Source organism: Paenibacillus peoriae KCTC 3763 (genome assembly GCF_000236805.1).
Classification (GTDB): Bacteria; Bacillota; Bacilli; order Paenibacillales; family Paenibacillaceae; genus Paenibacillus; species Paenibacillus peoriae.
In genome coordinates, this window is the sequence record NZ_AGFX01000011.1 from 264,787 (window position 1) to 291,766 (window position 26,980).

At 46.8% G+C, this 26,980-nt stretch carries 25 protein-coding genes and 1 other RNA gene; 25 read left to right on the top strand and 1 reads right to left on the bottom strand.

Annotation, left to right across the window (positions count from 1 at the left end; all coding sequences use genetic code 11):
• The first annotated feature begins 81 nt into the window (after positions 1-81).
• The 25 genes from KQI_RS0103595 to rnpB all read left to right on the top strand — a co-directional run bounded on the left by KQI_RS0103595 (position 82) and on the right by rnpB (position 25,203).
• A complete protein-coding gene (locus KQI_RS0103595; protein WP_007431249.1) occupies positions 82-441 on the top strand; it encodes a histidine triad nucleotide-binding protein in 360 nt (119 codons plus the stop codon).
• A 170-nt stretch (positions 442-611) separates the two neighbouring features.
• Entirely contained in the window at positions 612-785 is a 174-nt protein-coding gene (gene rpsU / locus KQI_RS0103600) for a 30S ribosomal protein S21 (protein ID WP_005547957.1), read from the top strand.
• Between the two features lie 16 nt (positions 786-801).
• Positions 802-1,245, top strand: a complete 444-nt coding sequence (locus KQI_RS0103605) for a GatB/YqeY domain-containing protein (RefSeq protein WP_007431248.1) — start codon at positions 802-804, stop codon at positions 1,243-1,245.
• A gap of 283 nt (positions 1,246-1,528) precedes the next feature.
• The gene (locus KQI_RS0103610) at positions 1,529-2,896 is read left to right on the top strand and encodes an NfeD family protein (protein ID WP_010345353.1); all 1,368 of its coding nucleotides are present in this window, start codon (positions 1,529-1,531) and stop codon (positions 2,894-2,896) included.
• Positions 2,897-2,940: 44 nt separating this feature from the next.
• A complete protein-coding gene (floA, locus tag KQI_RS0103615) occupies positions 2,941-3,942 on the top strand; it encodes a flotillin-like protein FloA (protein ID WP_010345354.1) in 1,002 nt (333 codons plus the stop codon).
• A gap of 45 nt (positions 3,943-3,987) precedes the next feature.
• The gene (locus KQI_RS0103620; protein WP_010345355.1) at positions 3,988-4,578 is read left to right on the top strand and encodes a hypothetical protein; all 591 of its coding nucleotides are present in this window, start codon (positions 3,988-3,990) and stop codon (positions 4,576-4,578) included.
• A gap of 425 nt (positions 4,579-5,003) precedes the next feature.
• Positions 5,004-6,413 carry a branched-chain amino acid transporter BcaP gene (locus KQI_RS0103625; protein ID WP_010345356.1) on the top strand — a complete coding sequence of 470 codons (1,410 nt, stop codon included), beginning with the start codon at positions 5,004-5,006 and terminating at the stop codon, positions 6,411-6,413.
• A 381-nt stretch (positions 6,414-6,794) separates the two neighbouring features.
• The gene (gene yqfC / locus KQI_RS0103630; RefSeq protein WP_010345357.1) at positions 6,795-7,088 is read left to right on the top strand and encodes a sporulation protein YqfC; all 294 of its coding nucleotides are present in this window, start codon (positions 6,795-6,797) and stop codon (positions 7,086-7,088) included.
• Positions 7,085-8,278: a sporulation protein YqfD gene (gene yqfD, locus KQI_RS0103635; RefSeq protein WP_010345358.1), complete on the top strand. Its 1,194-nt coding sequence runs from the start codon at positions 7,085-7,087 to the stop codon at positions 8,276-8,278. Before yqfC ends, yqfD begins: the two co-directional genes overlap by 4 nt.
• 6 nt (positions 8,279-8,284) lie before the next feature.
• A complete protein-coding gene (locus KQI_RS0103640) occupies positions 8,285-9,256 on the top strand; it encodes a PhoH family protein (RefSeq protein ID WP_010345360.1) in 972 nt (323 codons plus the stop codon).
• A 93-nt stretch (positions 9,257-9,349) separates the two neighbouring features.
• On the top strand, positions 9,350-11,596 hold the full coding sequence (locus KQI_RS0103645; RefSeq protein ID WP_010345361.1) for an HD family phosphohydrolase: 2,247 nt from the start codon (positions 9,350-9,352) through the stop codon (positions 11,594-11,596).
• A 55-nt stretch (positions 11,597-11,651) separates the two neighbouring features.
• Entirely contained in the window at positions 11,652-12,149 is a 498-nt protein-coding gene (gene ybeY, locus KQI_RS0103650; protein WP_010345362.1) for an rRNA maturation RNase YbeY, read from the top strand.
• Entirely contained in the window at positions 12,149-12,526 is a 378-nt protein-coding gene (locus tag KQI_RS0103655; protein ID WP_010345364.1) for a diacylglycerol kinase family protein, read from the top strand. The genes ybeY and KQI_RS0103655 overlap by 1 nt, the downstream gene beginning before the upstream one ends.
• A gap of 48 nt (positions 12,527-12,574) precedes the next feature.
• Positions 12,575-13,477, top strand: coding sequence for a GTPase Era (gene era / locus KQI_RS0103660; protein WP_010345365.1), 903 nt, complete (start codon positions 12,575-12,577; stop codon positions 13,475-13,477).
• 522 nt (positions 13,478-13,999) lie between these two features.
• Positions 14,000-14,137, top strand: coding sequence for a YqzL family protein (locus KQI_RS27665; protein ID WP_007431236.1), 138 nt, complete (start codon positions 14,000-14,002; stop codon positions 14,135-14,137).
• A 42-nt stretch (positions 14,138-14,179) separates the two neighbouring features.
• The gene (gene recO / locus KQI_RS0103670) at positions 14,180-14,932 is read left to right on the top strand and encodes a DNA repair protein RecO (protein ID WP_010345369.1); all 753 of its coding nucleotides are present in this window, start codon (positions 14,180-14,182) and stop codon (positions 14,930-14,932) included.
• Positions 14,933-15,333: 401 nt separating this feature from the next.
• Positions 15,334-16,221 carry a glycine--tRNA ligase subunit alpha gene (glyQ, locus tag KQI_RS0103675; RefSeq protein WP_007431234.1) on the top strand — a complete coding sequence of 296 codons (888 nt, stop codon included), beginning with the start codon at positions 15,334-15,336 and terminating at the stop codon, positions 16,219-16,221.
• On the top strand, positions 16,214-18,289 hold the full coding sequence (glyS, locus tag KQI_RS0103680; RefSeq protein ID WP_010345371.1) for a glycine--tRNA ligase subunit beta: 2,076 nt from the start codon (positions 16,214-16,216) through the stop codon (positions 18,287-18,289). Before glyQ ends, glyS begins: the two co-directional genes overlap by 8 nt.
• Positions 18,290-18,404: 115 nt before the next feature.
• Complete coding sequence (locus tag KQI_RS0103685; protein ID WP_010345372.1) at positions 18,405-18,887, top strand: YaiI/YqxD family protein; 483 nt, start codon at positions 18,405-18,407, stop codon at positions 18,885-18,887.
• A complete protein-coding gene (dnaG, locus tag KQI_RS0103690; RefSeq protein WP_010345373.1) occupies positions 18,880-20,754 on the top strand; it encodes a DNA primase in 1,875 nt (624 codons plus the stop codon). The genes KQI_RS0103685 and dnaG overlap by 8 nt, the downstream gene beginning before the upstream one ends.
• 43 nt (positions 20,755-20,797) lie before the next feature.
• The gene (rpoD, locus tag KQI_RS0103695; RefSeq protein WP_010345374.1) at positions 20,798-21,931 is read left to right on the top strand and encodes an RNA polymerase sigma factor RpoD; all 1,134 of its coding nucleotides are present in this window, start codon (positions 20,798-20,800) and stop codon (positions 21,929-21,931) included.
• A gap of 86 nt (positions 21,932-22,017) precedes the next feature.
• Entirely contained in the window at positions 22,018-22,857 is an 840-nt protein-coding gene (locus KQI_RS0103700; RefSeq protein WP_010345375.1) for a hypothetical protein, read from the top strand.
• Positions 22,854-23,615 carry a tRNA (adenine(22)-N(1))-methyltransferase gene (locus tag KQI_RS0103705; RefSeq protein WP_010345376.1) on the top strand — a complete coding sequence of 254 codons (762 nt, stop codon included), beginning with the start codon at positions 22,854-22,856 and terminating at the stop codon, positions 23,613-23,615. Before KQI_RS0103700 ends, KQI_RS0103705 begins: the two co-directional genes overlap by 4 nt.
• Positions 23,591-24,706, top strand: coding sequence for a Nif3-like dinuclear metal center hexameric protein (locus KQI_RS0103710; RefSeq protein WP_010345377.1), 1,116 nt, complete (start codon positions 23,591-23,593; stop codon positions 24,704-24,706). The genes KQI_RS0103705 and KQI_RS0103710 overlap by 25 nt, the downstream gene beginning before the upstream one ends.
• A 99-nt stretch (positions 24,707-24,805) precedes the next feature.
• Positions 24,806-25,203, top strand: an RNA gene (gene rnpB, locus KQI_RS27400) — RNase P RNA component class A.
• A 441-nt stretch (positions 25,204-25,644) separates the two neighbouring features.
• Here the strand turns inward: rnpB and KQI_RS0103715 are convergent.
• Entirely contained in the window at positions 25,645-26,865 is a 1,221-nt protein-coding gene (locus KQI_RS0103715) for an aminotransferase-like domain-containing protein (RefSeq protein WP_010345378.1), read from the bottom strand.
• Positions 26,866-26,980 lie beyond the last annotated feature (115 nt).

Here is a 26,980-nt window from a genome sequence, read left to right on the forward strand (position 1 = left end):
TAGGACATACATAACATTGAATGCCGAGAGTAATTGTTCTTCATTGCTTATGATCGGCTCATTGCCAAAGGAGAGTTTTGAATGGACGATCTGTTTTTGAAAATTGTGGATGGAACCATCCCTAGCAAAAAGGTACTGGAAACTGAGAATGTGCTCGCATTTCATGACATCCAGCCTGCGGCGCCAGTACACGTGCTCATAATCCCGAAGAAATACATTCCTTCAATGAATGCTGTGACGGAGGAGGATCTTCCTCTCATCGCCGAGATTCATCGTGTTGCGATTGAGGTGGCAAAAAAGCTGGGAATCGCTGAGTCCGGCTATCGGCTGATTAACAACTGCGGCCCGGATAGTGGGCAAGCGGTTGGGCATCTGCATTATCACCTGCTGGGCGGCGCTAAATTAGGGGCCCTGACAAGTATTTCGGACTCACATGCTTAAAAATGACAGGATTCGTCTTTTTGCAATACTGAAGTGAATGGAGAAAAAGATTCCTTATAAGTATTCATTTTTTCTTATAGGTTGACACCCGGTTTCCGTTTCACCTATAATAAAATTTGATGAACCGTGTTATTGCTCTTGGACGGTCTGGTCGGAGGGAGGGAAAACTGGTGTCTGAAACTAAAGTTCGCAAAAACGAGACAATTGATGCTGCACTTCGTCGCTTTAAACGTTCCATTGCTAAGGATGGCGTATTGGCTGAGGTGAAGAAACGCAAGCATTATGAAAAGCCAAGCGTAAAGCGCAAGAAAAAGTCCGAGGCTGCTCGTAAGAGAAAGTTCTAGGAGGAGCTGAGCAACCATGAATTTGAGCGAACGATTAAACGAAGATATGAAGCAAGCAATGAAGAGTAAGGACAAGTTCAAACTCTCCACCATTCGAATGGTTCGTTCTACGATTAAAAATCTTGAAATAGATTTGAAACGGGATTTGGACGACAACGAAGTGCTTGATATTCTGAGTCGTGAGATCAAACAGCGAAAAGATGCCCTCCATGAATTTGAAAAAGCCAGTCGCGATGAACTTGCGGCAAGCACGAAAGCAGAAATAGAGATCATCGCTCAGTACCTTCCTGAACAACTTTCAGAAGAAGAAATTAAAGTTATTGTACAGCAGACCATCCAGGAAACCGGTGCTTCTTCGAAAGCCGAGATGGGGAAAGTAATGTCGGCCTTGATGCCTAAGGTAAAAGGTCGCGCTGACGGTAAGCTCGTGAACCAGGCGGTTCAACAATTTCTGCAATAAACCTGCGACAAACAGGAAAACACAACACCCTCTGTTCACAGAGGGTGTTATTTCTGCATCTAACCATGTTTACCGTAGAATCGTATAATGTGAAAAATCTCTTTTATGAAAGCGCTATCTTTCGTTGCGTGAAACGTGATGACTGTTGAATGCGTAAAGTATGTGACAGCCGTCAGGAATAGCAACAACCCCAATAATTTCACATTAAATCCTGAAAATTGTGTAGTTTACCTAACAAAGTTTGGTATGCTGTAATAAAGCAAGATCGAAAGGGGGGAGAGAAATGCACAGAGAACAGCACCACTCCAGTCGAAAGATGATCTTTTTAACATTATGGATTGTGGTCTCAGTTATCCTGCTGCCATTATTTCATTCCGGATCAGTGGAGGCCGCAGCCAAAGGCGGAGCCGTGTTTGTTATACCCGTAGATCAGGAAATTGAACAAGGCCTGGGCCGTTTTATGGAACGTGGATTTGCGGAAGCAGCAGAGTCCAAAGCAGGCCTGATTTTGCTGGATATTAACACGCCTGGCGGACGGGTAGATACAGCGGAGAAGCTGGGCAAACTGATTAAAGACAGCCCAATTCCGACCGTAGCCTACATCAGGGGCGAAGCGGCCTCGGCGGGGAGCTATATTGCGCTCAGCGCAAACAAGATCGTTATGAAGCCGGGAAGTATTATTGGAGCTGCAGCGTTGGTAGACGGTAAGGGGCAGGCTGTTACCGATCCGAAAATAATAGCTTGGTGGAAAAGCAGCATGGCATCTGCCGCAGAATCTGGCGGACGTCATCCGGATATTGCGAGGGGGATGGTAGACTCCCAAATTACGGTAGCTATCCCGGAACTGAACTTTAATAAGGAAAAAGGCCAGATCATTTCTTTAACCAGCGAGGAAGCGCTTAAGCTGGGTTATGCGGATCACATTGCCTCCTCAGAACAAGAGGTGATCCAGTGGATGGGCTACAGCACAGATGATGTATTTTATGTGAAGCAAACATCGGCTGAGAAAGCTGCCGAAATATTAACCAACCCGATCGTACAGACATTGCTCTTATTTATTGGTATCGCGGGTGTAGTGATTGAACTGCTTGTACCCGGCTTTGGTGTACCGGGAATTTTGGGCATACTCGGATTTGGTTTGTATTTTTTCGGCAATTATATCGCTGGTTTTGCAGGTTCAGAGACATGGCTGTTGTTTATCATTGGCCTGGCTTTGCTTATACTTGAAATGTTCATTCCAAGCTTTGGTATTTTGGGCATATTGGGTTCCGTTAGCCTGGTTGCTGGCGTTGTTCGGGCGGCTTACGACATGCAGCATGCATTTATATCTTTGGGCATTGCCTTTGCAGCTGCCGTTGCCGTGGTGGCGATTATTGCGATTGTATTCAAGGACCGGGGGATATGGAACCGTTTTATACTTAAAGAAAGCTTAACGGCTGACCAAGGTTTTTCTTCGGTTGTAAATCGGGAAATATTATTAGGTCAGCGAGGTGTGAGTCTGACACCACTTCGACCAGCCGGAACGGTGCTTATTGCTGATGAGCGTGTCGATGTTGTAACGAGTGGCGAGTTTATTGCCACAGATACGCCGATCGTCGTATCCAAAGTAGAAGGCGGACGAATTGTGGTCAAGACGGACATTAGCGTCTAAACACGCGGATAAACGAAGAATTAGATTATTGGAGGATGATGCGAGTGTTCGAATCGGGGATCGTCAGCATTTTGCTGCTTGCCGTGCTAGTGATTATTGTATTGAGTGTATTTTTCAGTTTTTTCCCGGTGATGCTGTGGATTTCGGCATTGGCCTCAGGAGTGCGGATTGGTATCATTACGCTGGTGGCCATGCGCTTGCGGCGTGTAACGCCAAGCCGAATTGTCAATCCGCTGATTAAGGCGACCAAGGCCGGTCTGGGATTGAATATCAACCAGTTGGAAAGCCATTTTCTCGCGGGTGGTAATGTAGACCGCGTGATCAATGCATTGATTGCTGCGCAGCGGGCTAATATTCCGCTTGAATTTGAACGTGCTGCTGCGATTGACCTTGCGGGGCGGGATGTTCTGCAAGCAGTCCAAATGAGCGTTAATCCGCGTGTTATTGAGACACCTACTGTTGCGGCAGTCGCCAAGGATGGTATCGAAGTAAAAGTTAAGGCCCGTGTTACGGTACGTGCCAACATTGATCGACTTGTCGGGGGTGCCGGAGAAGAAACGATTATTGCACGGGTCGGTGAGGGTATCGTTACAACCGTCGGCTCCAGTAATTCGCATAAGGACGTGCTGGAGAACCCGGATTCGATTTCAAGAACTGTATTGTCCAAAGGTCTGGATGCAGGGACAGCGTTCGAAATCCTGTCCATCGATATTGCGGATGTGGATGTAGGCAAAAATATCGGAGCTTTCCTGCAAACCGAGCAGGCGGAAGCAGACAAACGTATTGCCCAGGCGAAAGCAGAAGAGCGGCGTGCGATGGCTGTGGCACAGGAGCAGGAAATGAAGGCGCGTGTGGTAGAAATGAGAGCGCGTGTGGTGGAATCCGAGTCCGAAGTGCCGCTGGCTATGGCTGAAGCGCTGCGTGGCGGAAAGCTTGGCGTCATGGACTATATGAATTTGAAAAATATTGAGGCAGATACGCAAATGCGCGGCTCTTTGGGCAAACCGAATGAGAATACGGGGAACGACAACAGAAACCGGGATTAAGCAACGGGATATAGCCGATGAATGACGGCAGCAAGGCGGTGAGTAATGAACTTTATCAGCTGGATCTTTGAGCATTTGTACATCCTGATCGTGATTGGCTTTGCATTGGTATCCTTTCTGGGAAAAAGCATTCAAGGCACGGGTCGGAAATCTCCTTCGGGAAATGGGATGCCGACCTTTGGCGGTGATCAGAGCTCGCGCAGGCCCCAGGTGCCATCCAGACCTATCACCGTGGAACATGGACAGGAGCAAAGTCCGACTAGCAGACAGGATGTTGCCGGAGAATTGCAACGCCAATTTCCTAATGAACAACGGACAGTTATGGAAGCTCGTCGGATGGAAGAAGTAATGAACGATCAGACGGAATTGGCAGGACAAATGGAGCGGGAATCCTCGGATAATGGTTCGACTCTGGAAGAGCGGATTCGTGCCATGGAGGAAGAGCGCAGAATGGTTTTAGCCCGCCTCGATCGCATATCCAATCTGAGAGAGTCAGGGGAGATCATAGATGGGTTAGAGCCAGTATCGCAAGAACGCAGTACGGTCAATGCGGCTGACCTGCGCAGAGGTGTGATTTGGGCTGAAATATTAGGTCCTCCGCGTGCCAAAAAGTATATGAGCAGAGGTAGACGTTAAATGATAGTGAGATCCGTCACGGCTTTGGCTGTGGCGGATCTTTTTTTACTAGTACATCAGGAATACATAATCATGTCCAGAATAAAAAGCTGCTAACGACAAATGCTCCAATTACCTGACAATGAATGTGATAATCCCATGTAACGCACAGCATTCTAACATTTGTTGTCATCAAAAAAGGTGGCATTCTGTCTAGTTTAGTGGTTTATTTGTGAAAATAATTACGTGAAAAATGATCAAATGTAACAATATAAATAGAGCTTTCCAAAAGCAGTTTTCATTTTTTCTTTTTTATATATAATGTTCTCAATGATAAATATTTATGAAAAATTACCCCAAATTTAGCTAAAATATGCGTTCTATCGAGGTGAGGAAACACGGTTTGTAAGACGTATAAAATTTAAATTTTTAGGGGGATGGGATGGATGAGTAAAGGCCTGTTCAGAAAAAAAAGCATTGAACAGCTGGTTGCTGCTACGCGGGGAGAAAAAGCGCTTAAAAGGGAACTGGGCGCGTTTGATTTAACCATGCTCGGGATTGGAGCCATTATCGGAACAGGGATTTTTGTTTTGACAGGCACAGGAGCGGTCACGGCTGGCCCGGGTCTGGTTATCTCTTTTGTGATTGCAGGACTTGCCTGTTTATTCGCTGCCTTGGCTTATGCCGAGTTTGCATCCACCGTTCCAGTGTCCGGTTCTGTCTACACTTTTACTTATGCCACGATGGGGGAGCTACTGGCCTTTATTATCGGATGGGATTTGATTTTGGAATACATGCTGGCCGCCAGTGCGGTTTCCGCAGGCTGGTCAGGGTATTTTGTGTCATTTCTGAATGGACTCGGCATTCATATTCCGCTTGAATTAACTGCTGCACCAGGCGCTTTAAAGGACCAGTCCACCTACTTTAATCTTCCGGCTTTTGTGATTTTGATGGGTATTACGTTATTGCTTTATTTTGGAATCCGGGAATCAAAACGAATTAACAATACTATGGTTATTGTGAAAATTTTTGTGATTTTATTATTTATCATCGTTGCCTTTAAATATGTGAAGCCGGATCATTGGACACCGTTTTTGCCATTTGGCTTCAGTGGAGTGTTTGGGGCCGCGGCACTTGTGTTTTTTGCCTTTATTGGTTTTGATGCCGTATCATCTGCTGCAGAAGAAACTAAAAACCCAGCTCGTGATTTACCACGGGGGATCATTTTCTCGCTCGTCATTTGTACGCTTTTATATGTCATTGTTAGCGGGATTATGACAGGTATTGTGCCGTTTATGGATTTTGAAGGCATTTCCCACCCGGTGTCACTTGTCTTGCAGGTTGCAGGTCAGAACTGGGTTGCGGGTATTGTAGATATAGGGGCCATCTTGGGGATGACAACGGTCATGCTGGTTATGCTTTATGGTCAAACCCGCATCATGTTTGCCATGTCACGTGACGGCTTGGTGCCCAAAGTATTATCAAAGGTTCATCCTAAATATAAAACACCGTATATTAACACGTTGTTTTTTGGTACTTTATCTGCATTAATGGGCGGGCTAATCCCGCTGGATGAGTTGGCAAGTTTGGTGAATATCGGAACCCTGTCAGCATTTATACTGATTTCGGTCGCCGTCATCGTTATGAGAAAAACACAACCCAATCTGCCAAGAGCCTTTCGATGTCCCGGGGTTCCGTATATTCCGATCCTGGCCATTATTTCGTGTGCAGTACTCATTCTTAATTTGAATGGCCAGACCTTTATTCGTTTTATAATTTGGCTTATCATTGGTTTGGCGGTTTACTTTTTATACTCCAGAAAAAACTCACTTTTGAATCGTGACTCCGAAAAATGACCGTCTATACGATAAAATAGCAAAAGACAACCTTGTTTTGAAATACAAAACGGGGTTGTCTTTTTTGATGTGGATTTTTGTAAATGTTTGTCTGCTTGTGAAGCAATATAGGGGTTGCTACGAATTGTCAGTTTCGCCTCATAAATGTGATGAGTGGATCATAAAATGTACAGTACAGATATCTGTGGTGCTGGTGCAACGCTCTTATTTAAGCGCGATCGGCAGTTCGTGTAAATAGAAGCGTAGCTATCATCAAGACAATTATAGATCACTAACAGTAATAACAGAAGAGACAAAAAACTAGCAGCGTAGCTGCCGTCAAAACGACAACTAGCTGTTGGATAACAGCTGCTTTGATGACAGGAAAGGAGATTTCGCCGTATGAGCCGGATGAGCCGCAAACTGCGAAAGTGGGCCAGCGAAACGCTGGAGCTTCCGCAGGACATTCTATTTGACCTGCCGCGGTTAACCCTCATTGGCAGTCGCCAGCTTTATGTGGAGAATCACCGGGGGGTTATGGATTTCACACCGGATCGGCTTGTACTGGCGCTTGCGCAAGGCAAGCTGCGGGTGTCAGGGCATAACCTGGTCATTACGTCCATCTTGCCGGACCAGGTAAGTGTAGAAGGACAGATTACGGATATTCAAATGGAAGGAACGGAGGAAGGCTCATGAAACATCCTGCTTTAACAAAACTGCGTGGCACGGTGACGCTTGCTGTTAGGGGCGAAAGCGTGGAAGATTTCATCAATTTACTCACCGAGCATGATATACCTGTTTGGAACGTGCGGCCGATGGGTACGAAACTTGCAGAGATGAACCTTCTGTTGCCGCACGTCTTCCTGCTGCGTCCGCTTTTGAGAAGGACAGGCTGTAAAATGCATATTCTGAAGCGACAAGGACTTCCATTCGTCGCTGTCCGACTTGCCAAACGCAAATTTTTTCTGGCAGGACTGACTTTATTCTGGATCGGTCTCCTCCTGATGTCATCGCTCATTTGGGATATTGAAGTGAAGGGAAATGACAAGCTCTCGACGGAATCCGTTCTCAAAGCTGCCCGCCAGGAGGGGCTCTATCCGTTTCAATGGAGCTTTCGTCTTTCCAGCCAGGACAAGCTTTCGCGTGCGCTCATGCAAAAGCTTCCGCAGGCATCCTGGATCGGTGTAGAGAAGCAGGGAACATTGGTGACGATTCAGGTGGTCGAAGCTTCACAGCCTGCTCCTGAACCGCTCTACAGCCCACGTCATCTCATCAGCAACGCCGACGCGGTAATCACTGAAATTTTCGCCGAGCAGGGCCGCCCTGTTGTGCATAAAAATACACGTGTCAAAAAAGGAGCTATTCTCATTTCAGGAACGCTTGGAGATGAAGAAAATCAGCAGCAAGTCGTGGCCAAGGGGGAGATCAAAGGACTGGTATGGCATGAATACGAAATTAGCAGCCCCATGGTGCGGCGTAGCAGTACATATACGGGAAACAGTCACGAGCGCTTGTATCTGGTGCTGGGCAACCGTGCAGTGCAGTTATGGGGATATGGAAAAATACCTTTTCCTGCTCATAAAACAACAGTTGAGCATGACCCGCTCACGTGGCGCTCCTTCAAGCTTCCGGTTGGATGGATGACCGAAAGTGTACGAGAGACCAAGATACAGGAGGAAAAGCTTACGGAAGCGGAAGCAAAAAAAACAGGGATCGAAGGAGCGCGTGCCGACATTTTAGCCAAATATGGTAAAGGAACGAAAATAATGAGCCAAAAAATTTTGCATGAGAAGAGAGACAATGGTAAAGTTTATATGAAAGTGCTTTTTGAAGTGGAACAGGATATTGCGGAAGAACTTCCGTTAGTTCATAACCAAGGAGAATGAGGCTATTTGGCAGAACAACAACGCAGCATACAAATTGCATTGAACAATGCGGGAGAAGGACAGGCGTTATTCGGCCCGCAGGATTCCTTTTTAAAATTGATTGAAGCCGCTGTTCCCGCAAAAATAGCATCTCGTGAGGCGGAAGTTAATGTTTTTGGCAACGCTCACGAGGTGGAAGTGCTCGAACAATTGTTCGATGTGCTCCTCCAGTTAATTCGTAATGGGTATATCCTGACCGAAAGGGACATCCATTATGCGATTGAGCTGGCAAAAGATTTGCGTGCTGACCAACTGCTCGATTTGTTCAAGGGAGAAATTACGACCACGTTCCGGGGCAAGCCGATTCGGGTCAAAACGATTGGACAAAAGCACTATGTAACGACGATTAAGAAACGCGATATTGTATTTGGAATCGGACCTGCGGGTACGGGAAAAACGTATTTGGCCGTGGTGCTGGCTGTAGCTGCTCTGAAGGAAGGTTCAGTCAAGCGTATTGTGCTGACCCGCCCTGCGGTGGAAGCCGGTGAAAATTTGGGCTTTTTGCCCGGGGATTTACAAGAAAAGGTTGATCCCTATCTACGACCGTTGTATGATGCGCTATACGATGTAATGGGTCCAGAGCAGACTGCAAAGGCACTGGAGCGCGGATTGATCGAGATTGCCCCTTTGGCCTATATGCGGGGACGGACGCTGGATGACTCATTTATTATTTTGGATGAAGCACAAAACACCACACCGGAGCAGATGAAAATGTTTTTGACACGGCTTGGCTTCGGCTCGAAAATGGTCATCACTGGCGATGTTACCCAGATTGATTTGCCTCGTGGCAAAAAATCCGGCTTGATTGAAGCCCATGCGATTTTACATGGAATTGAGGAAATCGGCTTTGTCCAGTTTGCGGAAGAGGACGTTGTCCGTCATTCCCTCGTGCAGAAAATAATCGTTGCCTATGACCGAGTTGCTGAAAATCAAAGGTAGCATGCATGTTACGAATGCGGTCTGGTTCAACCCGCAGCATAAAATGAGCAGCGCAGCTGCCTTGAAAAAGATGATGGAGAGGGATTGTTTTAGATGACCTCGAAGGAATTATCTAACGGAAAAACGTTCCAACATAGAACGAATGGATGGAAGTATAGCGTGGCGACACGCTATCTTCTGTTTTTATTTTTGGTGATTCTTTTTTATGCGGCTTTGGCGTCCAAGCTGCTTCCCGAGCGTTATGATATCCGGATAAACCAGCCGAGTGAAAAGGAAATTGTCGCTCCGATGCAGCTTCCAAACAGCAAGGCGACTTTGAAGGCACAGGAGGAATCGGCTGAACGCGTGCAGCCGATGTATACGATCGTACCGATTCGCAACGATAACCTGATTACTGGTATTCTGGATCGAATTGAACGGCTCAATCAGGATGATCAGGTGTCCAGAGCGGACAAGATTGCGATTTATAAGGATGAAATTCCTCAGCGTGCACGGGATTTTGTGCAAAATTTTGTGAACAACAGCCGGAATGCAGATGCATACCCAGATAAGCTGCTGGATGAAGTGCTACAAAAAACGAAGGAGCAAACGTACCGCATTCCAGAGGAAACGTTCATTAAAATTCCGCGACTTACATCTGAGGATATTGCCGAGATGCGCCCCGTAGCCCGTGAGATTGTGACGGGTTTGATGAATGATCAAATTACGGATGCCCAGACAGCCCGTGCCAAGGTGGCTGAACGGGTTAGTACAAGCTCACTCACCAAGCGTACCTCGCGAGAGGTTGTTCAGGAGCTTGCAAGGCTTGTGATTACAGCCAACAAATTTTATGATGATACAGCTACGAAGGATGCCAAGGTACAGGCTCGTGAAGATACGCCAACGGTCTATATTAAACAAGGTGAGGTACTCGTCAAGAAGGGTGAAATTATTACCCAGGAAATCTACACTTTGCTTGATGAAAACGAGCTGCTTAAGGATAAAATCAACTATTGGCCACAATTCGGCCTGTTGATGCTGTCGACAATGCTGGCTCTGGGACTGTTCATGTATATTCGCCAATTCCAATCACGAACACGAAACTTCAAGTATAATAATGCGCAATTGCTTATGCTGGTATTAATCTTTGTGATTACGGTAGGGGCGATGCTGCTTGTCTCTATACTTCAGAACAGTGAACATTCCTATCTCGGCTATCTGGCACCTATCGCGCTTGGAGCTATGCTCGTAACTCTGTTGCTTGATATGTCGGTGGCTTTCGTTTGTGCCGTTATATTTAGTATATTGGCAAGTGTTATATTGAATGTCCGTCAAGGACAAAATTTTGACTTTAATTTTGGATTTTTTGCCCTTGTGGTCTGTCTGGCAGCCATTTTCTCAACTCATCGGGCCAGCCAGCGATCTACATTGTTCAAAGGAGCGATTATGGTATGCTTGTTCGGTGCCTTGACTGTCTTTACTCTGGCATTGATTGACCAAGGCAACTGGACTCAGACAACGACCCTCTATGGAGTAGCTTTTGCTTTTGCAGGCGGTCTGATTACGGCGATACTTGTGATCGGGTTAATGCCATTTTTTGAGTCCACCTTTGGCATCTTGTCGGCGTTAAAGCTTGTGGAACTGTCCAACCCCAACCATCCGTTGCTGCGCAAACTGCTTACAGAGACTCCGGGGACATATCACCATAGCGTAATGGTCGGGAATCTGTCTGAGGCTGCAGCGGAAGCTATAGGAGCCAATGGCTTGTTGTGCCGGGTCGGTTCGTATTATCATGACATTGGTAAAACGAAGAGACCGTCGTACTTCATTGAAAATCAAAATGGATTGGAGAATCCACATGATACAATAGAGCCGAAGCTTAGCAAATCCATTATTATTGCCCATGCCCGTGACGGTGTGGAAATGCAATTGGATTACAAACTACCCAAGCCGATTCGTGATATTGCCGAGCAGCACCACGGAACGACGTTCTTGCACTATTTTTATCACAAAGCGTTGCGTGAAGCGGAAGAGAAGGGGATTGAGCCTGACTTTACTGAAGATGATTTTCGTTATCCGGGACCGAAGGCTCAGTCTAAAGAGTCTGCTGTGGTAGGGATTGCGGATAGCGTAGAAGCCGCAGTTCGTTCCTTACGGAAGCCAACGGTGGAACAGGTAGAGTCCATGATTGAAAAAATCATTAAAAGCCGACTTGATGATCACCAGTTTAATGACTGTGAGCTGACCATGCGGGAGCTTGATATCATAGCTCAAACCCTTAAAGAAACGGTAATGGGGATTTTTCATTCCCGCATTGAGTATCCCGAGGAAAGACCCAAGCCCGAGAACGAGAAAGCTTAACATCATTTGTCATGAAGCACGGCTGTAGCATTTAGAATTAAAAGGAGCGGTTGGCATGGGCCTTCAATTAGCATGGAATAATGAACAAAATGATATGGTAATTAGCGATTCCTTGATCTCGCTGCTGAACACTTTATTAGAAGAGGCAAGCAAGATGGAAGGAGTAACGGACGGTGAGGTAGCTCTCACCTTCGTAAATGATGAGCAAATTCATGAGCTGAATAGGGATTATCGGGGAATCGATCGCCCCACCGATGTGTTGTCGTTTGCTATGAAGGAAACACTGGATGAAGAGCTTGAAATCATCTACGAACCTGTTGAAGAAAATGCATTGGAGAATGTACCTGATGTGCTGGGAGATATTATTATCTCTATACAGACAGCGCAAGCTCAAAGCGAAGAATATGGACATTCAATTGAGCGTGAAATCGGCTTTTTGTTTGTTCACGGGTTTCTGCATCTGTTAGGCTATGATCATCAGGATGAGGCGAGTGAAGCCGAAATGATGGGCAAGCAGGAAGCTGTGCTGGCTCAAGTGGGGTTGACACGGTAATGAGACGTCAGCCTTGGAGAATGACCTTTCGCTATGCGGCAGAAGGGATGATCTACGCTCTGCGTACGCAAGTTAATATGCGGATACATGTGGTCGTGGCGCTTCTTGTCATTATAGCAGGCCTATACCTGCGTATCTCCCGGCTCGACTGGTTGTTTGTCTGTGTAGCAATGGCCCTGGTTATTGTTGCCGAGCTGATCAACACCGCTGTCGAAGCAGCGGTGGATCTCATCTCGCCTGATATTCACCCGCTGGCCAAAGCGGCTAAAGACACCGCCGCCGGAGCCGTGCTCCTGGCAGCGGTTTTTGCTGTAATTATTGGCATATTTGTGTTTTACAATCCTTTGTTGACGTTAATTCGTCAGCTCATACAATGAAAATAATAAAACAAAAAATAGGTGCTTAATAGCGCTGGAGGAAACGAAATGGTTAAGAAACACTTTAAGTCAGGTTTTGTCGCAATTGTTGGCAGACCCAATGTAGGAAAATCAACCCTAATGAACCATGTCATTGGTCAAAAGATCGCTATTATGTCAGACAAGCCGCAAACCACGCGTAACAAAATTCACGGGGTATACACGACAGAGGACACGCAAATTGTATTTTTGGATACACCAGGGATTCACAAGCGCCAGTCTAAATTAGGCGATTACATGAACCAAACCGCCTTTAATGCATTGGGTGAAGTAGAGGCGGTACTTTTTCTTATTGATGCCGCTGAAGGCTTGGGCGGGGGCGACCGTTTTATTGTGGAGCAGTTAAAACAAGTGAAAACGCCAGTTATTCTGGTTTTGAATAAAATAGACCGCATTGAACCGGAGGCGTTGTTGCCCCTGATTGAGCAATATCGCAAGCTGTATGACTTCGCGGAAATCGTGCCGATCTCGGCCAAAATGGGCAACAATGTAGACCGTCTGTTGGAGCAGCTGCAAAAATACTTGCCAGAAGGCCCGCAGTATTACCCGGATGACCAAATTACCGACCACCCGGAGCAGTTCGTCATTGCCGAACTGGTAAGAGAAAAGATTTTGCATATGACACGTGAGGAAGTGCCACATTCTATTGCAGTTATGATTGAAGACATGAAAGTGCAGGACAACGGTGTCGTGCATATTATGGCTGTCATTTTTGTTGAACGTGATTCCCAGAAGGGGATTATTATCGGCAAACAGGGAGCTATGCTCAAAGAGGTAGGGAAACAGGCACGTCAGGACATTCAAAATTTGCTGGGTTCGAAAATTTTCCTGGAGCTGTGGGTTAAGGTCAAAAAAGACTGGCGCAACCAGGAGCGCGTCCTTCGTGACCTCGGCTTCCACCGTGATGCCTAAAAAGCATAGTTCGACTCTACGGTCACTTTTATGTAAAGGTTTATTGAGCTAAAATTGATATTAAATAAATACCTATAGTTGTCGTGAACATCATAAAAAAGCCGTCCCGACCTCAACCACAAGACATAAAGTATAATGATGTCTTGTGATCATTCCAAGCGCCGCGCATGTGCGGCGCTTAACTCTTTGCTCTTCCTACCCTTTTCTTCCAGCGATGAAATAAGGAGCGTTTTTCAAAAGGGTTATGCAACTGTGTGCACGTTGCAGCGGAGCGAAGGATTTGAATCTGAAGAAGCGTTAGCGGTTGCCTTTACCCCCGAATTTAACCCTTTGTTTGTACATTCAAATAAATTCGGGGGTAACAGCAATCGTAAGATCAAATCATTTGCGAAGCGGTGTTTCAACCCGTATACAGTACCCTTTTTCAAACCAACCATTTATTTCATCGCATACTTCCCTTCTCTTCGTATCATCCTATCTTTTGAGATGCAAACGTCATTTCCGAAGAAAGGATGAATACGATTGCGAGATTTTTCGTGGAAGTATTTTGCGATGACTGGAGATGTCGGTGCGTATCTGTTATACAGGGAGAGCGCCGTGATTAGGGAGCAAGACACGGATGAAGGGGAGTCGGACGAGCATGAAGAAGCCTGTGAATAGCGCGAGCCACTGGCTTCTTCGCGAATGTTTGGGGGAAGAGGCATGCTTTACAGGGTGGAAGGAATCGTCATCCGCAGCATGGATTACGGTGAGGGGAACAAAATTATTACGCTTTGCACCGAAAGCGGAGGTAAAGCTGGCGTGTTGGTCAGAGGAGCAAAAAAATCCAAAAGCCGTCATGCCGCTTTGACGCAGCCGTTTACGTACGGCGAATTTGTTTATTTTCGAAATACAGGCTTAGGCACGTTGAATGCCGGTGAAATTATCCAATCTCACCATGTATTGCGCGAGGATATTACCAAGGCTGCTTACGCCTCGTATGCCTGTGAGCTGCTCGATCGAGTGCTGCAGGATGAAGAGACTGGAACATTCTGGTTCAAGCAGCTTAAAGCTTGCCTGGAGGCGTTGGAGGGTGGCAAAGATCCGCTGATCGTCATGAGTATTTATGAATTTAAAATACTGCAGGCGGCCGGTTATGCTCCTCAGCTGGATGCATGTATCTCAAGCGGACAACAGTGTGCCGATGAGGATATGTTTGTCAGTCCCAGACTGGGCGGAGTTTTGTGTCGGAGCTACAAGCATTTTGATCCAGCTGCCTTGAGCGTCACTCCGCGTACGTTGAAATTACTGCGCTTGTTCGCCAGAATGGATTTAAATCGTCTTGGCAACATTGACGTGAAGGACTCCACCAAGCTGGAGATCAAACATGTCATGCGTCAATTTATGGATATGCAGCTGGAGGTTAAGCTGAAATCACGCAACTTTTTGGATCAGCTCGACAAGTACGATATGTGAAATGCCCTGATCTCTTGACTGTGTTGCTGAAAACGTGTAATATCCTACTATATCTCCTTTGGGAGCAGATGCATTGAACGAGAAAGTAGCGGGATTATTCTCTGGGATTAGCGAGTTGGGGACGGTGTAAGCCCAGCGAGAATTGCTCGTGAACAAGGCACTCGGGAGCGTCTGAATGGACACGGAAAAGAGGATTACGGTCTGACTGGTGATGTAGGATCGTAATCAAGTAGGGTGGAACCGCGGGAGTGAGCTCTCGTCCCTACGTCTGTACAGGCGTAGAGGCGGGGGCCTTTTGCTGTCTCTGGCAAGGCATGTTGGAAGTAGACAGCCCTGTACATACGAGTTTTTATAAGTAGAAATCACCATCATTAGAGGTAATTGGAAAAGGAGTGTGTAGCATGAATTTTCAGCAGATGATTTTAACGCTGCAACAATTTTGGGCCGAGCAGAATTGTATTATTGTACAGCCGTATGACACGGAAAAAGGGGCAGGCACGATGAATCCGATGACCTATTTACGGTCGATCGGACCTGAGCCGTGGAACGTAGCTTATGTTGAGCCTTCCCGCCGCCCATCAGACGGACGTTATGGCGAGAATCCGAATCGTCTGTACCAGCATCATCAGTTTCAAGTGGTCTTGAAGCCTTCGCCGGACAATATTCAGGAATTGTATCTGGAAAGTTTGACTCGCTTGGGAATCAACCCTCTGGAGCACGATATTCGTTTTGTTGAAGACAACTGGGAAGCACCAACGCTGGGAGCTTGGGGACTAGGCTGGGAAGTGTGGCTGGACGGTATGGAAATTACCCAGTTTACGTATTTCCAGCAAGTAGGCGGCATTGATGCCAGTCCGGTTGCGGTTGAAATTACGTATGGTATGGAGCGTCTTGCTTCTTACATTCAGGACAAGGAAAATGTGTTCGATTTGGAGTGGGTCAATGGAATCACGTACGGTGATGTCTTCCATCAGCCTGAATTCGAGCATTCCAAATATACGTTTGAAGTGTCAGATGTCAAAATGCTTTTCACTCTTTTTAATATGTATGAGGAAGAAGCCAATAAAGCGATGGCGCAGCATCTCGTATTTCCAGCCTATGATTATGTGCTGAAATGCTCTCATGCGTTCAACCTGCTGGATGCACGCGGGGCAATCAGTGTGACGGAACGAACCGGATTTATTATTCGGGTGCGGAATTTGGCGCGTCAGGTGGCCGCGACCTATCTGGAGGAACGCGAGAAGCTGGGCTTCCCGCTGTTGAAGAAAGGAGGTGCGGCACATGTCTAAGGATCTATTGTTTGAAATCGGTTTGGAAGAAGTGCCTGCACGGTTTATCCCGAATGCGATTCAGCAGTTGAAGGAGCGTATGGCAGCGTGGCTTGACAGCTCGCGTATTGCTTATGGCACCGTAGAGGTTTATGCCACACCCCGCCGTTTGGCGGTGCTGGTCAAGGAAGTAGCAGAGAAACAAGAGGACATCAACGAAGAAGTTAAAGGTCCTTCCCGCAAAATCGCGCTTGATGAGGCTGGCAACTGGAGTAAGGCCGCTCTTGGTTTTGCTCGTAGTCAGGGGGTTGATCCTGAACAGTTTACGTTCAAGGAGCTTGGTGGCGTGGAATATATTTATGCGACCAAGAGCAGCGTCGGTGTACCGACGGCGGAAGTGCTGTCTGAAGGGCTGTTGCACATTTTGCATGCGATGACATTCCCTAAATTCATGCGTTGGGCGAGCTATGACTTCAAGTTTGTTCGTCCGATCCGATGGTTGATTGCCTTGTTTGGCAGCGATATTATCAACCTGGAAATTGCCGGAGTACAGTCAGGAAATGTGACGAGAGGCCATCGTTTCCTTGGACAGGACGCTGTTGTAGAGCGCCCGGCTGACTATGTTGAAGTGCTCCGCAAGCAGCATGTCATTGTAGACATTGAGGAACGTCAAGCACTTATCGTGAAGCAGATTGAAGCGCTGGCAGCCGAAAAAGACTGGACGATTGCAATAAAGGATGATCTGTTGGAGGAAGTATTGTATTTGGTTGAAACACCAACGGTGCTGTTTGGAGGTTTTGAGCCATCCTTCTTGAATATTCCGAAGGATGTACTGGTTACTTCCATGCGTGAGCATCAGCGTTACTTCCCTGTGTTGGACCGCGCCGGAGAGCTGCTGCCTTACTTTGTTACAGTACGTAACGGTGGCAGTCAATCGCTGGAAGTCATTGCTAAAGGGAATGAAAAAGTATTGCGTGCGCGGCTGTCTGATGCCAAATTCTTTTATGAAGAAGATCAGAGGCTGGAAATTAAGGATGCACTCTCCAAGCTGGAAAGTATTGTTTTCCACGAAGAACTGGGAACGGTTGGAGACAAGGTACGGCGGATTCGGCGCATTGCTGATGCTCTGGCAGAGAAGCTTCGTGTTTCCCCGGATACACAGGAATCGGTTAGCCGGGCAGCAGATATTTGTAAATTCGACCTGGTAACACAAATGGTATACGAGTTTCCAGAACTGCAGGGTGTTATGGGTGAGGATTACGCCCGTAAGGCTGGAGAAAAGGAAGAAGTGGCGAGAGCAGTGTTTGAGCATTATCAGCCTCGTTTCGCCGGGGAGACGGTTCCTTCTACGAACGCTGGAGCTATTGTGAGTATCGCTGATAAAATAGATACGATCACAGGCTGCTTTTCCATCGGTATTATTCCGACAGGCTCGCAGGACCCTTATGCACTTCGTCGTCAGGCCGCAGGGATCGTGCAGATCTTGCTGGATCGTAAGCTTTCCGCTACGTTGTCTGACGTGTTCAATATCGCGATTGACGTGCACCGAAATCTTGGAAATATGAAACGCTCCGCCGATGAAATACGTAAAGAATTACATGACTTTTTCGGATTGCGCGTGAAAAAATTATTGTCCGAGACTCTTCGCTATGACGTCGTAGACGCTGTGCTTGCAGCCGGATTTGATGATGTTGCTTCTGTTGTCAATCGCGGAGATGCGTTGATGGCTGCGGTACAAACAGGTGATCGTTTCAAGTCAACTGTTGAGTCCTTTAACCGGGTGAGTAATTTGGCTGCCAAAGCGGTTCATAAGTCAGTGAATACCGGTGAGTTTACGGAACAGGGTGAAAAAGCGCTTTATGAAGCATGGCATGGCGTTTACGAATCTTATAATGCTGCTTTACGGGAAGGCGATGCGACACAAGCGTTGGCGCTTGCTTCATCCATTACTCCTGCGGTGACGGCGTTCTTTGATTCCGTTATGGTTATGGCTGAGGATGATGCTGTTCGTAATAATCGTTTGGCTTTGCTGGCTGCTATTGACTCAGAACTGAAGCGTTTTGCTGATTTTTCTAAACTTGTAGGTTAAACGTCAGTCGTCATGGTATGAACAACTTGAAAAAATGGGTATAAATATACGGAACGGTGTAAGAGGGATCTTGCACCCGTTCCGTATTTTACTCGAATCCGCATGGAGATGGGGGATGCTGATGAAGATATCCGAAAATGTATTGGGTGTCCGGATCGTTGTTGACGGGGATGCTTGTCCCGTTAAAAGCGAAATTGCAGAAACGGCTTCCCGTTTTCATGTTCAGGTTATTATGGTATCCTCGTATGATCATCTCATCCAGGGCAGTGAGGGCGTGACTGTCGTTAAAGTGGACCGGAGCGACCAAAGTGCCGATCTCTATATTGCCAATCATATCCGACGAGGAGATATTGTAACTACCAACGATTACGGTCTTGCTGCCCTTGCCTTGGCTAAAGGCTGTGAAGTGATATCTTTTCGCGGAGCTATGTATCGAAACGATTCGATAGATTTTATGCTTGATCGCCGTCATACTTCTGCCAAAGAACGGAAAAAGGGACGCTATGGAAAAGGTCCTAAACCGTTCACATTAGAGGATCGTGAAGTTTTTCAACATAAACTGACAAAACTTTTACTCTACTTGCAGGAGAATGAATAACGGTATCGAATTATATTTACGTGCTAAAGAGATGAAGGTGGTTAACATGAGTGCCGGACAAGGTAATATACCGGATGATATCATTGAGGCGGTTTTACAGCATCATGATATTGTAGATACGGTAAGCAAGTACGTGCATTTGACCAAGCAGGGGAAATATATGAAGGGCCTCTGTCCTTTTCATTCCGAAAAAACCCCTTCATTCACCGTGACACCGGATCGTCAGATTTTTTACTGCTACGGCTGCGGCGCGGGAGGCAATGCCATCAAATTTATGATGGAAATCGAAGGACTATCCTTTCCCGAAGCTGTCAGGACAATGGCGGAAGAAAGTCATATCCCTCTCGGCGAATGGCAGGGACGTGAGTCATCGCACCAGCATCCTGAGTTGGACAGGCTGCTGCAAGCGTATGAGCTAACTTCTAAGATGTACCACTTTTTGCTTAAAAATACGGAGCACGGCAAACCAGCTATGGAATATTTGCGTTCACGGGGGTTTAGTGACAAGATTATTGATCAATTCCAAATTGGCTATGCACCGAACCGATGGGATACGATCGTTCAGTTTTTGGAGAAACGTTCCTTTGATCCTGTAGAGATGGAAAAAGGGGGACTTATTTCTCCCCGACATGAGGGTGACGGGTATGTGGACCGATTCAGGGATCGTATTATGTTCCCCATCTGGAATCGAAATGGAAAAGTTATTGCCTTTGCAGGCCGTATTCTTGGCGAGGGACAGCCAAAATATTTGAATTCACCGGAAACGAAGCTGTTCAACAAGAGCCGAACGCTGTACAATCTTCATCATGCTAAAACCTCAATTCGCAAGCTTCGCCAGAGCGTTCTTTTTGAAGGCTACGGGGATGTCATTTCGGCATGGGAAGCGGGTGTACAGAATGGGGTGGCCGCCATGGGAACAGCCCTGACAGAGCATCATGCTACGATGTTAAAAGGACTGTGCGACGAGGTTATTATTTGTTATGATGGTGACCGGGCAGGACAAGCTGCTGCGCTTAAAAATTTTCCGCTGCTGGAAAATGCGGGACTTCACGTTAAGGTAGCATTGGTCAGTGACGGTATGGACCCGGATGATTTTATTCGGCAATACGGCGGCGAGCGCTTTCAGCGTCAAATTATCGAAAGTGCTGTTTCAACGGTGAAATTTAAGCTTATATATCTGAAAAAAAACCATATACTGCAAGAGGAAGAAGGAAGAATCGCGTATTCCCGCGAAGCATTAAATGTCATTGCACCTCTGTCATCCCCGACCGAGCGGGAAGTGTATTTGCGCGAAGTATCAGCCGAAGTTAAGGTGGATTTTGAAACCTTAAAGCAAGAATGCAATATACTCCGCCAGTCCCTGCAAAAAAAACAGGACTTTGGGGATAATAACGAAAATGGGTGGAATAATGGTAGGCATAAAAAAGGGCAGGTCTCCACACCTAATTTACTGCCGGCTTACCATGTGGCGGAACGCAGATTGCTTCACTGGATGATGCAGGATTTAGAAGCTGCAGAGTATGTTGAAAAGCATTTGGGGGACGCCTTTAATATTGAGGATCATGCAGCGATTGCTGCTTATCTATACGCCTATTACGCACAAGGAAAGTTACCGGATACAAGCCGCTTTATTTCATCTTTGCAAGATGACCGACTGGAGAAAAACGTAAGTTCGATCATGATGATGGATGCTCCGGGCGTATGGGCACCGCACATTTTGGACGATTATATTCATCAGGTGCGAAAATTTCCATTGCAGGAGCAACTGGATTTGAAGAGGGAAGAGATGAGAGCCGCTGAGCGCGTAGGTGACTTTTTGCGTGCAGCACAAATTGCAAGTGAGATTATAGCCCTAGAGAGACAATGAACACACAGAGGTCGGATGTTTCTAGGGAGGAGGGAGTCGAAAGATGGCGAATGATCAGCATACTGAACTGGAGACGGAACTGACACTGGATCAGGTCAAAGATCAATTGATTGAGTTGGGTAAAAAAAGTTCCTCTCTGAACTACAAAGATATCATGGAAAAACTGTCGCCGTTTGATCAGGACCCCGAGCAAATGGATGAGTTCTATGAGCAACTGGGTGACTTGGGGATTGAGGTTCTAAATGACAACGACGAAGAAGTTACCAGATTGCGTCAAAATGATGACCCGGAAAACAATGACGGGGATGATTTTAACTTCGATGACGATCTGAGCCTGCCTCCCGGTATTAAAATCAATGATCCGGTCCGGATGTACTTGAAGGAAATCGGTCGTGTACCGCTACTTTCAGCTGATGATGAGGTAGAACTCGCCAAACGGATCAATAACGGTGATGAAGAAGCTAAGCGTCGGCTGGCAGAAGCAAACTTGCGGCTGGTTGTAAGTATTGCAAAACGTTATGTTGGTCGCGGAATGCTTTTCCTGGATCTGATTCAAGAAGGTAATATGGGTCTGATTAAGGCTGTAGAGAAATTCGATTACGAAAAAGGATTTAAATTCAGTACGTATGCAACCTGGTGGATTCGTCAGGCCATTACGCGCGCTATAGCCGATCAGGCCAGAACGATTCGTATCCCGGTGCATATGGTGGAAACAATCAACAAGTTGATTCGTGTATCGCGTCAACTGCTGCAAGAGCTGGGGCGCGAACCTACGCCGGAGGAAGTGGCTGCCGAGATGGAGCTAAGCGTAGAAAAAGTACGGGAGATTATGAAAATTGCCCAGGAACCTGTTTCATTGGAAACGCCAATCGGTGAAGAGGATGACTCTCATTTGGGGGATTTCATTGAGGATCAGGAAGCGTTGGCGCCTGCGGATGCGGCTGCCTATGAACTTCTGAAGGAACAGCTTGAGGATGTACTGGATACGTTGACTGAACGGGAGGAGAACGTGTTGCGACTCCGCTTTGGTTTGGACGACGGAAGAACCAGAACTCTTGAAGAAGTGGGTAAAGTATTCGGTGTTACACGTGAACGCATTCGTCAGATTGAGGCCAAAGCGCTGCGCAAGCTGCGCCATCCAAGCCGCAGTAAGCGACTGAAGGATTTCCTCGAATAGAAGCGATACATTGCGGACCTTCTGCGGCTTGAAGCACGCAGAGGGTCTTTTTTTATCTCATGGCAGCCTTGGTGGAGGGGAGAAGCTTGGACCAAGAGAAGAAACGGGCAATACTGTTACATGAAATTGAGCATTGGCGGCGGAGTCGGTTGCTACCTGAGCAATATTGCGATTTTTTGTCCAACCTGTATCGGGAGGATGGAGATCCGCCACAGAGTCAAAATCGTAACAACACCGGGCTGCTTACATATCTTAGATACGGGCATGGATTCGCCTGGCTTCTTGGTTTTGTCATTATTTCCTGCATTTGTTTGATTGGTTTTTATTTTACCGCTTTTCCGTTGGCAATGCAAATATTCTTGGCATGTGTAATCACCGCGATTTGTTATGGGTTGGCTGCAATTTGGCGTTCTTCTGAACAGAGTATGAGTGCCATGCTGAGCACCCTTGGTAGTGCGATTATGCTTGGTTCGGGTGTATGGATTATTCAGCTTCATCAGGGTGAAGCTAAGATTTGGTATCTCGTGCTTGTAGGCCTATGTGGCTTGTTATGGTGTCTCGTGGGAATAACCTTGCGTATTAGTCTGCTTCATTACTGTGGTCTTGTTGGGCTGATTTTAGTGTATGCAGTGCTTATGGGGGGCTATTGGCCTACGGCAACTCTTATGATGCTTGAGCTATTTTGGATTCTGCACACTGTATTGCTGGTGGGTTTAAGCTGGTGGGTACACCGCCGTTTCCCGCGTCTGGCCTTGGTCTATTTTACTATTGGAATGACACTTGCTTTTATGGCTGAAGCAGACATGATCATCCTGCGCCATCAAGCGGCGGGGAATATGGTGTTTTACAGCATACTGAAGCTGGCTATTGTTGTAGGTATTTTATTTTGGACTCGAAAAAAATGGATTACGTGGGTGACGTCATGAAACTTTCGCAACGATTACAATATATTTTGGAACAAATTCCTGACGGGAGCAGACTTGCAGATATTGGTTCGGATCATGGGCTTCTGCCTGTAGCTGCGGTGCGTAGTGGCAGAGTGCCGCAGGCCGTTGCAGGCGAGGTCAACGATGGCCCGTTGCGTGCAGCGCAAAAGCAGGTGGCTGAAGCAGGTCTTGCTGATCGCATTACGGTTAGAAAGGGAGACGGCTTGGCTGTGATTAAGGCCCATGAGGTCGATGTTATTACGATAGCTGGCATGGGCGGTGCCCTGATCGCTTCGATATTGGACCAAGGGAAAGACAAGCTTGCTTCAGTGAAGCAGCTTGTTTTACAGCCCAACGTAGGCGAGGATATTTTACGTCGCTGGTTGATTGAGCATCAGTGGGTATTAACAGGCGAGCATATCATGGAAGAGGACGGGAAAATATACGAAGTTCTAACAGCAATACCTGCTTCAGAAAGCCCGTTGAAACAGGACGAGCTGTATCGGCCATGGGAGCTTCCCGGCAGCTCATTGGTACTGACTCGGGATTGGCTGATGCAGCTTGGACCGGTATTGGTCAAAAAGCCAAATGATATCTTTTTCAGGAAATGGCAGCTGGAAATTCGGAAGCTTCAGGATGTACTGGCACAAGTATCGCGCTCTGAGCAGGAATCTGCGCAGCATAAGCAGGAGCAATTGCGTATACAAATTGAACAATTAGAGGAGGTACTTGCATGTTTGCCAAAGGACAAACCGTAATTAGCTATATGGAGCAACTGGCACCCAAATATTTGGCAGTTCCGGACGACAGAATCGGGCTTCAGCTTGGCAGCCTGCAGAAGGAAATTAAGAACATATTGATCGCTCTGGATGTCAATGATGAGGTTGTCGAAGAGGCGATCCGCGTAAAGGCTGACCTCATTATTGCCCATCATGCTATTATATTCCGCCCACTTAAAGCTTTGAACACGGATCAGCCTGCGGGCAGATTGTATGAGAAGCTGATCAAGCATGATATTGCCGTCTATATCAGTCATACGAATCTGGATACGGCAGAGGATGGCATGAACGACTGGATGGCAGAAGCATTGGGCATTCAAAGTGAAGGCACACTCGAGGATGTTCATACGGAGCAACTGTTCAAGCTTGTCGTTTTTGTACCCAAAACACATCATCAAAAGGTACTGGACGCCGTGCTGGGTGCCGGAGCTGGGCATATTGGCAATTACAGTCATTGCAGCTTTAACATTGATGGCTACGGAACTTTCGTGCCTGGTGAAGGCACACAGCCATTTTTGGGTGAGCCGGGCAAAATGGAACGTAGTGAAGAGGTCCGTATTGAAACTGTTGTACCGCAGGGTGTACGTAATAAAGTCGTGCAAGCAATGCTGAAGGCCCATCCTTATGAAGAGGTGGCTTATGACCTGTACCATATGGATTTGCAGGGCCGTACCTTTGGCTTGGGACGGGTGGGCAAGCTTAAGGAAGCCCGTACGCTGCGAGAGTTTGTAGATGATGTGAAAAACGGCTTTAACGTCGAGCATGTGCGCGTGGTAGGCGACCTGAATCGGACAATCAAAAAAGCAGCCGTGCTGGGAGGCTCGGGTAGTCGATATGTGAACAAATCGCTTTATAAAGGTGCTGACGTATTAGTCACGGGGGATATTGACTATCACACGGCACAGGATGCTCTGATGGCGGGTATTGCCATTATTGACCCTGGTCATAATGCTGAAAAGATTATGAAGCCTAAAACGGCAGAATGGATGCGTAAACGGTTGGAAGAAGGCCGATATTCAACGGAAGTACATGTATCACAGGTACATACTGAGCCCTTTCAATTTTTGTAAACCTCGATGCTATGAAAGTTAAAAGGAATTTTTCCGTTTTACAATAATTTCAGGTTGTATCGTGGGCGCGTTCCCTGTATACTATGTAATGTTGTTCGGAAAGTTTGACAGACAATCGCTGGCGGCGTGAGCCGCGAGAGGAAAGTCCGGGCTCCATAGGGCAGGATGCTGGATAACGTCCAGTCAGCGCGAGTTGAAGGATAGTGCCACAGAAATGGACCGCCGATGGCCGCTTGCGGTACAGGCAAGGATGGAACCGAGGTGTAAGAGACCCCGAGGAACGCTGGTGACTTCGTTCCTGGTAAACCCCATCTGGAGCAAGACCTAATGGGACACAGCTTCTTCGCGAAGCAGCCTTAGCCCGAGGTGTGTCTAGGTTGGTCGCTGGAGCCGGATAGCAATATTCGGCCTAGATAGATGATTGTCGCTTGTAGTGGGAGGGTAGTTCCCGTTTGTACCACGATAGCACAGAACCCGGCTTACGGAAAACTTTCCCCACTGCAACACTTTAAAATGCATGAATTTAACTTTGTAAATAACCTGTTTGCATGAAAACTTTTACTCCAAATGTATTAATAAAAGAGGGTGAGTCATGTTCCTGTTGGAAGCATAACTCACCCTTTTCTTATATACGTATTTACGCAAGTACGTGTATTTGTAGGTCTATTCAATTTGATGGATCTTTTCAAAACGGAATGAAGCCCCCAATATTATGTTGGGGGCTTCATTCGTTATTCCATCTACTCATTCCCTCTACCGTAAAAACGCGCGGGGATGAGGCACGCAGTCAGCGTAGCGGAGCATTTGAATCTGGAGAAGCGAAGCGTTCGCCTTTGCCCTCGGATTCCACCCTACTATTCAAATTCAAAAGGAATCCGAGGGCAACAGCGATTGTAAGATCAAATGATTCGCGAAGCGCTCTCACTGTGCCAACTTCATCAGCGCACGCTTTTTTCCAACCTTTCCTCTGTATACATTTTCAATGCCCGATCCAAACGGTTAACCGCTTCAGGAAGCAGCGAAGGATCGGTATGCGTAAAGTTGATCCGCATATGGTTGCTGCCGCTCAAATCAGCATAAAATACTTGTCCTGGCACAAATGCGACGCCTTCTTGAATAGCCAGTTCCAGCAAGCGATCGGAACGGAAGCCTTCGGGTAAAGTGACCCACATAAACATGCCGCCTAGTGCATCATTCCACGTAATGCCTTCCCATTGACGCTCTTTCATTAGCGTTGTCATGCGTAGCATACGAGAGTGATATTCGTTGGATACGGTACGAATATGTCCGTCCAAATCAAAAAATTCCAAAAGCTCATTTAAAGCACGTTGATCGATACTGCTGGAGTGCAAATCAGCAGATTGTTTGGCTTTTGCAACTTTATCCACAATCGCTTGATCGGCAATCAGCCATCCAGAACGAACACCAGGAGCAACGGTTTTGGAGAACGTAGAGGTGTACATGACGTGACCGTCTCCACCTTGCTGCTGGTCAATGGATAAAAGGGATGGGAAGTTAAGGTTTTCGTCAAATTTGAGACGTCCGTAAGGGTCATCCTCAAAAATCAAAGTTCCGTTTTTACGGCATAGCTCAACAACGCCTGTTCTCCGTTCCATGCTCCATACACTCCCCGATGGGTTGGAGAAGGTTGGGATGACATACACGAATTTAGGCTGATGTTCCTTGAGCTTGGCTTCAAGATCATCTAACTGCATACCATTGGAGTCTGTGTTTACACTTACAATGTTGGCGCCATAGGACTTAAATACCTGCAGAGCTGCCAAATAAGTAGGGGATTCTACCAATACAGTATCCTGCGGATCAAGCAGCACGCGCGAAACCAGATCGATCGTCTGCTGTGAGCCTGTCGTCATGATGATGTTATCTCTGGTGGCGGAGATCCCTAGGGATGCCATCATGGTTGTAAGACGTTCCCGTAGAGGAATGTATCCCTCGGTTAGACCGTATTGAAGCGCTGTAGTACCGCCGAGACGAAATACCCGTTCATAGGCTTGAGCAACGGCTTCGACGGGAAAAAAGGCATCGGCCGGAAGGCCTCCTGCCAGGGATAACACTTCTGTTCCCTGTGTCAGCTTCAAAATGTCCCTAACGATGGACGAGCCCTGAGTACGAGCTATACCCGAAAATTTGTATTCCAATCCAATCATCTCCTGTGTTCTATACTGTACTATGAAATTTGTTGTATTATAACGATAATGAAGTATAACAGTAAACGTCTGAATATAACAGTTGATTTTTGGAGGGGACGGTTCC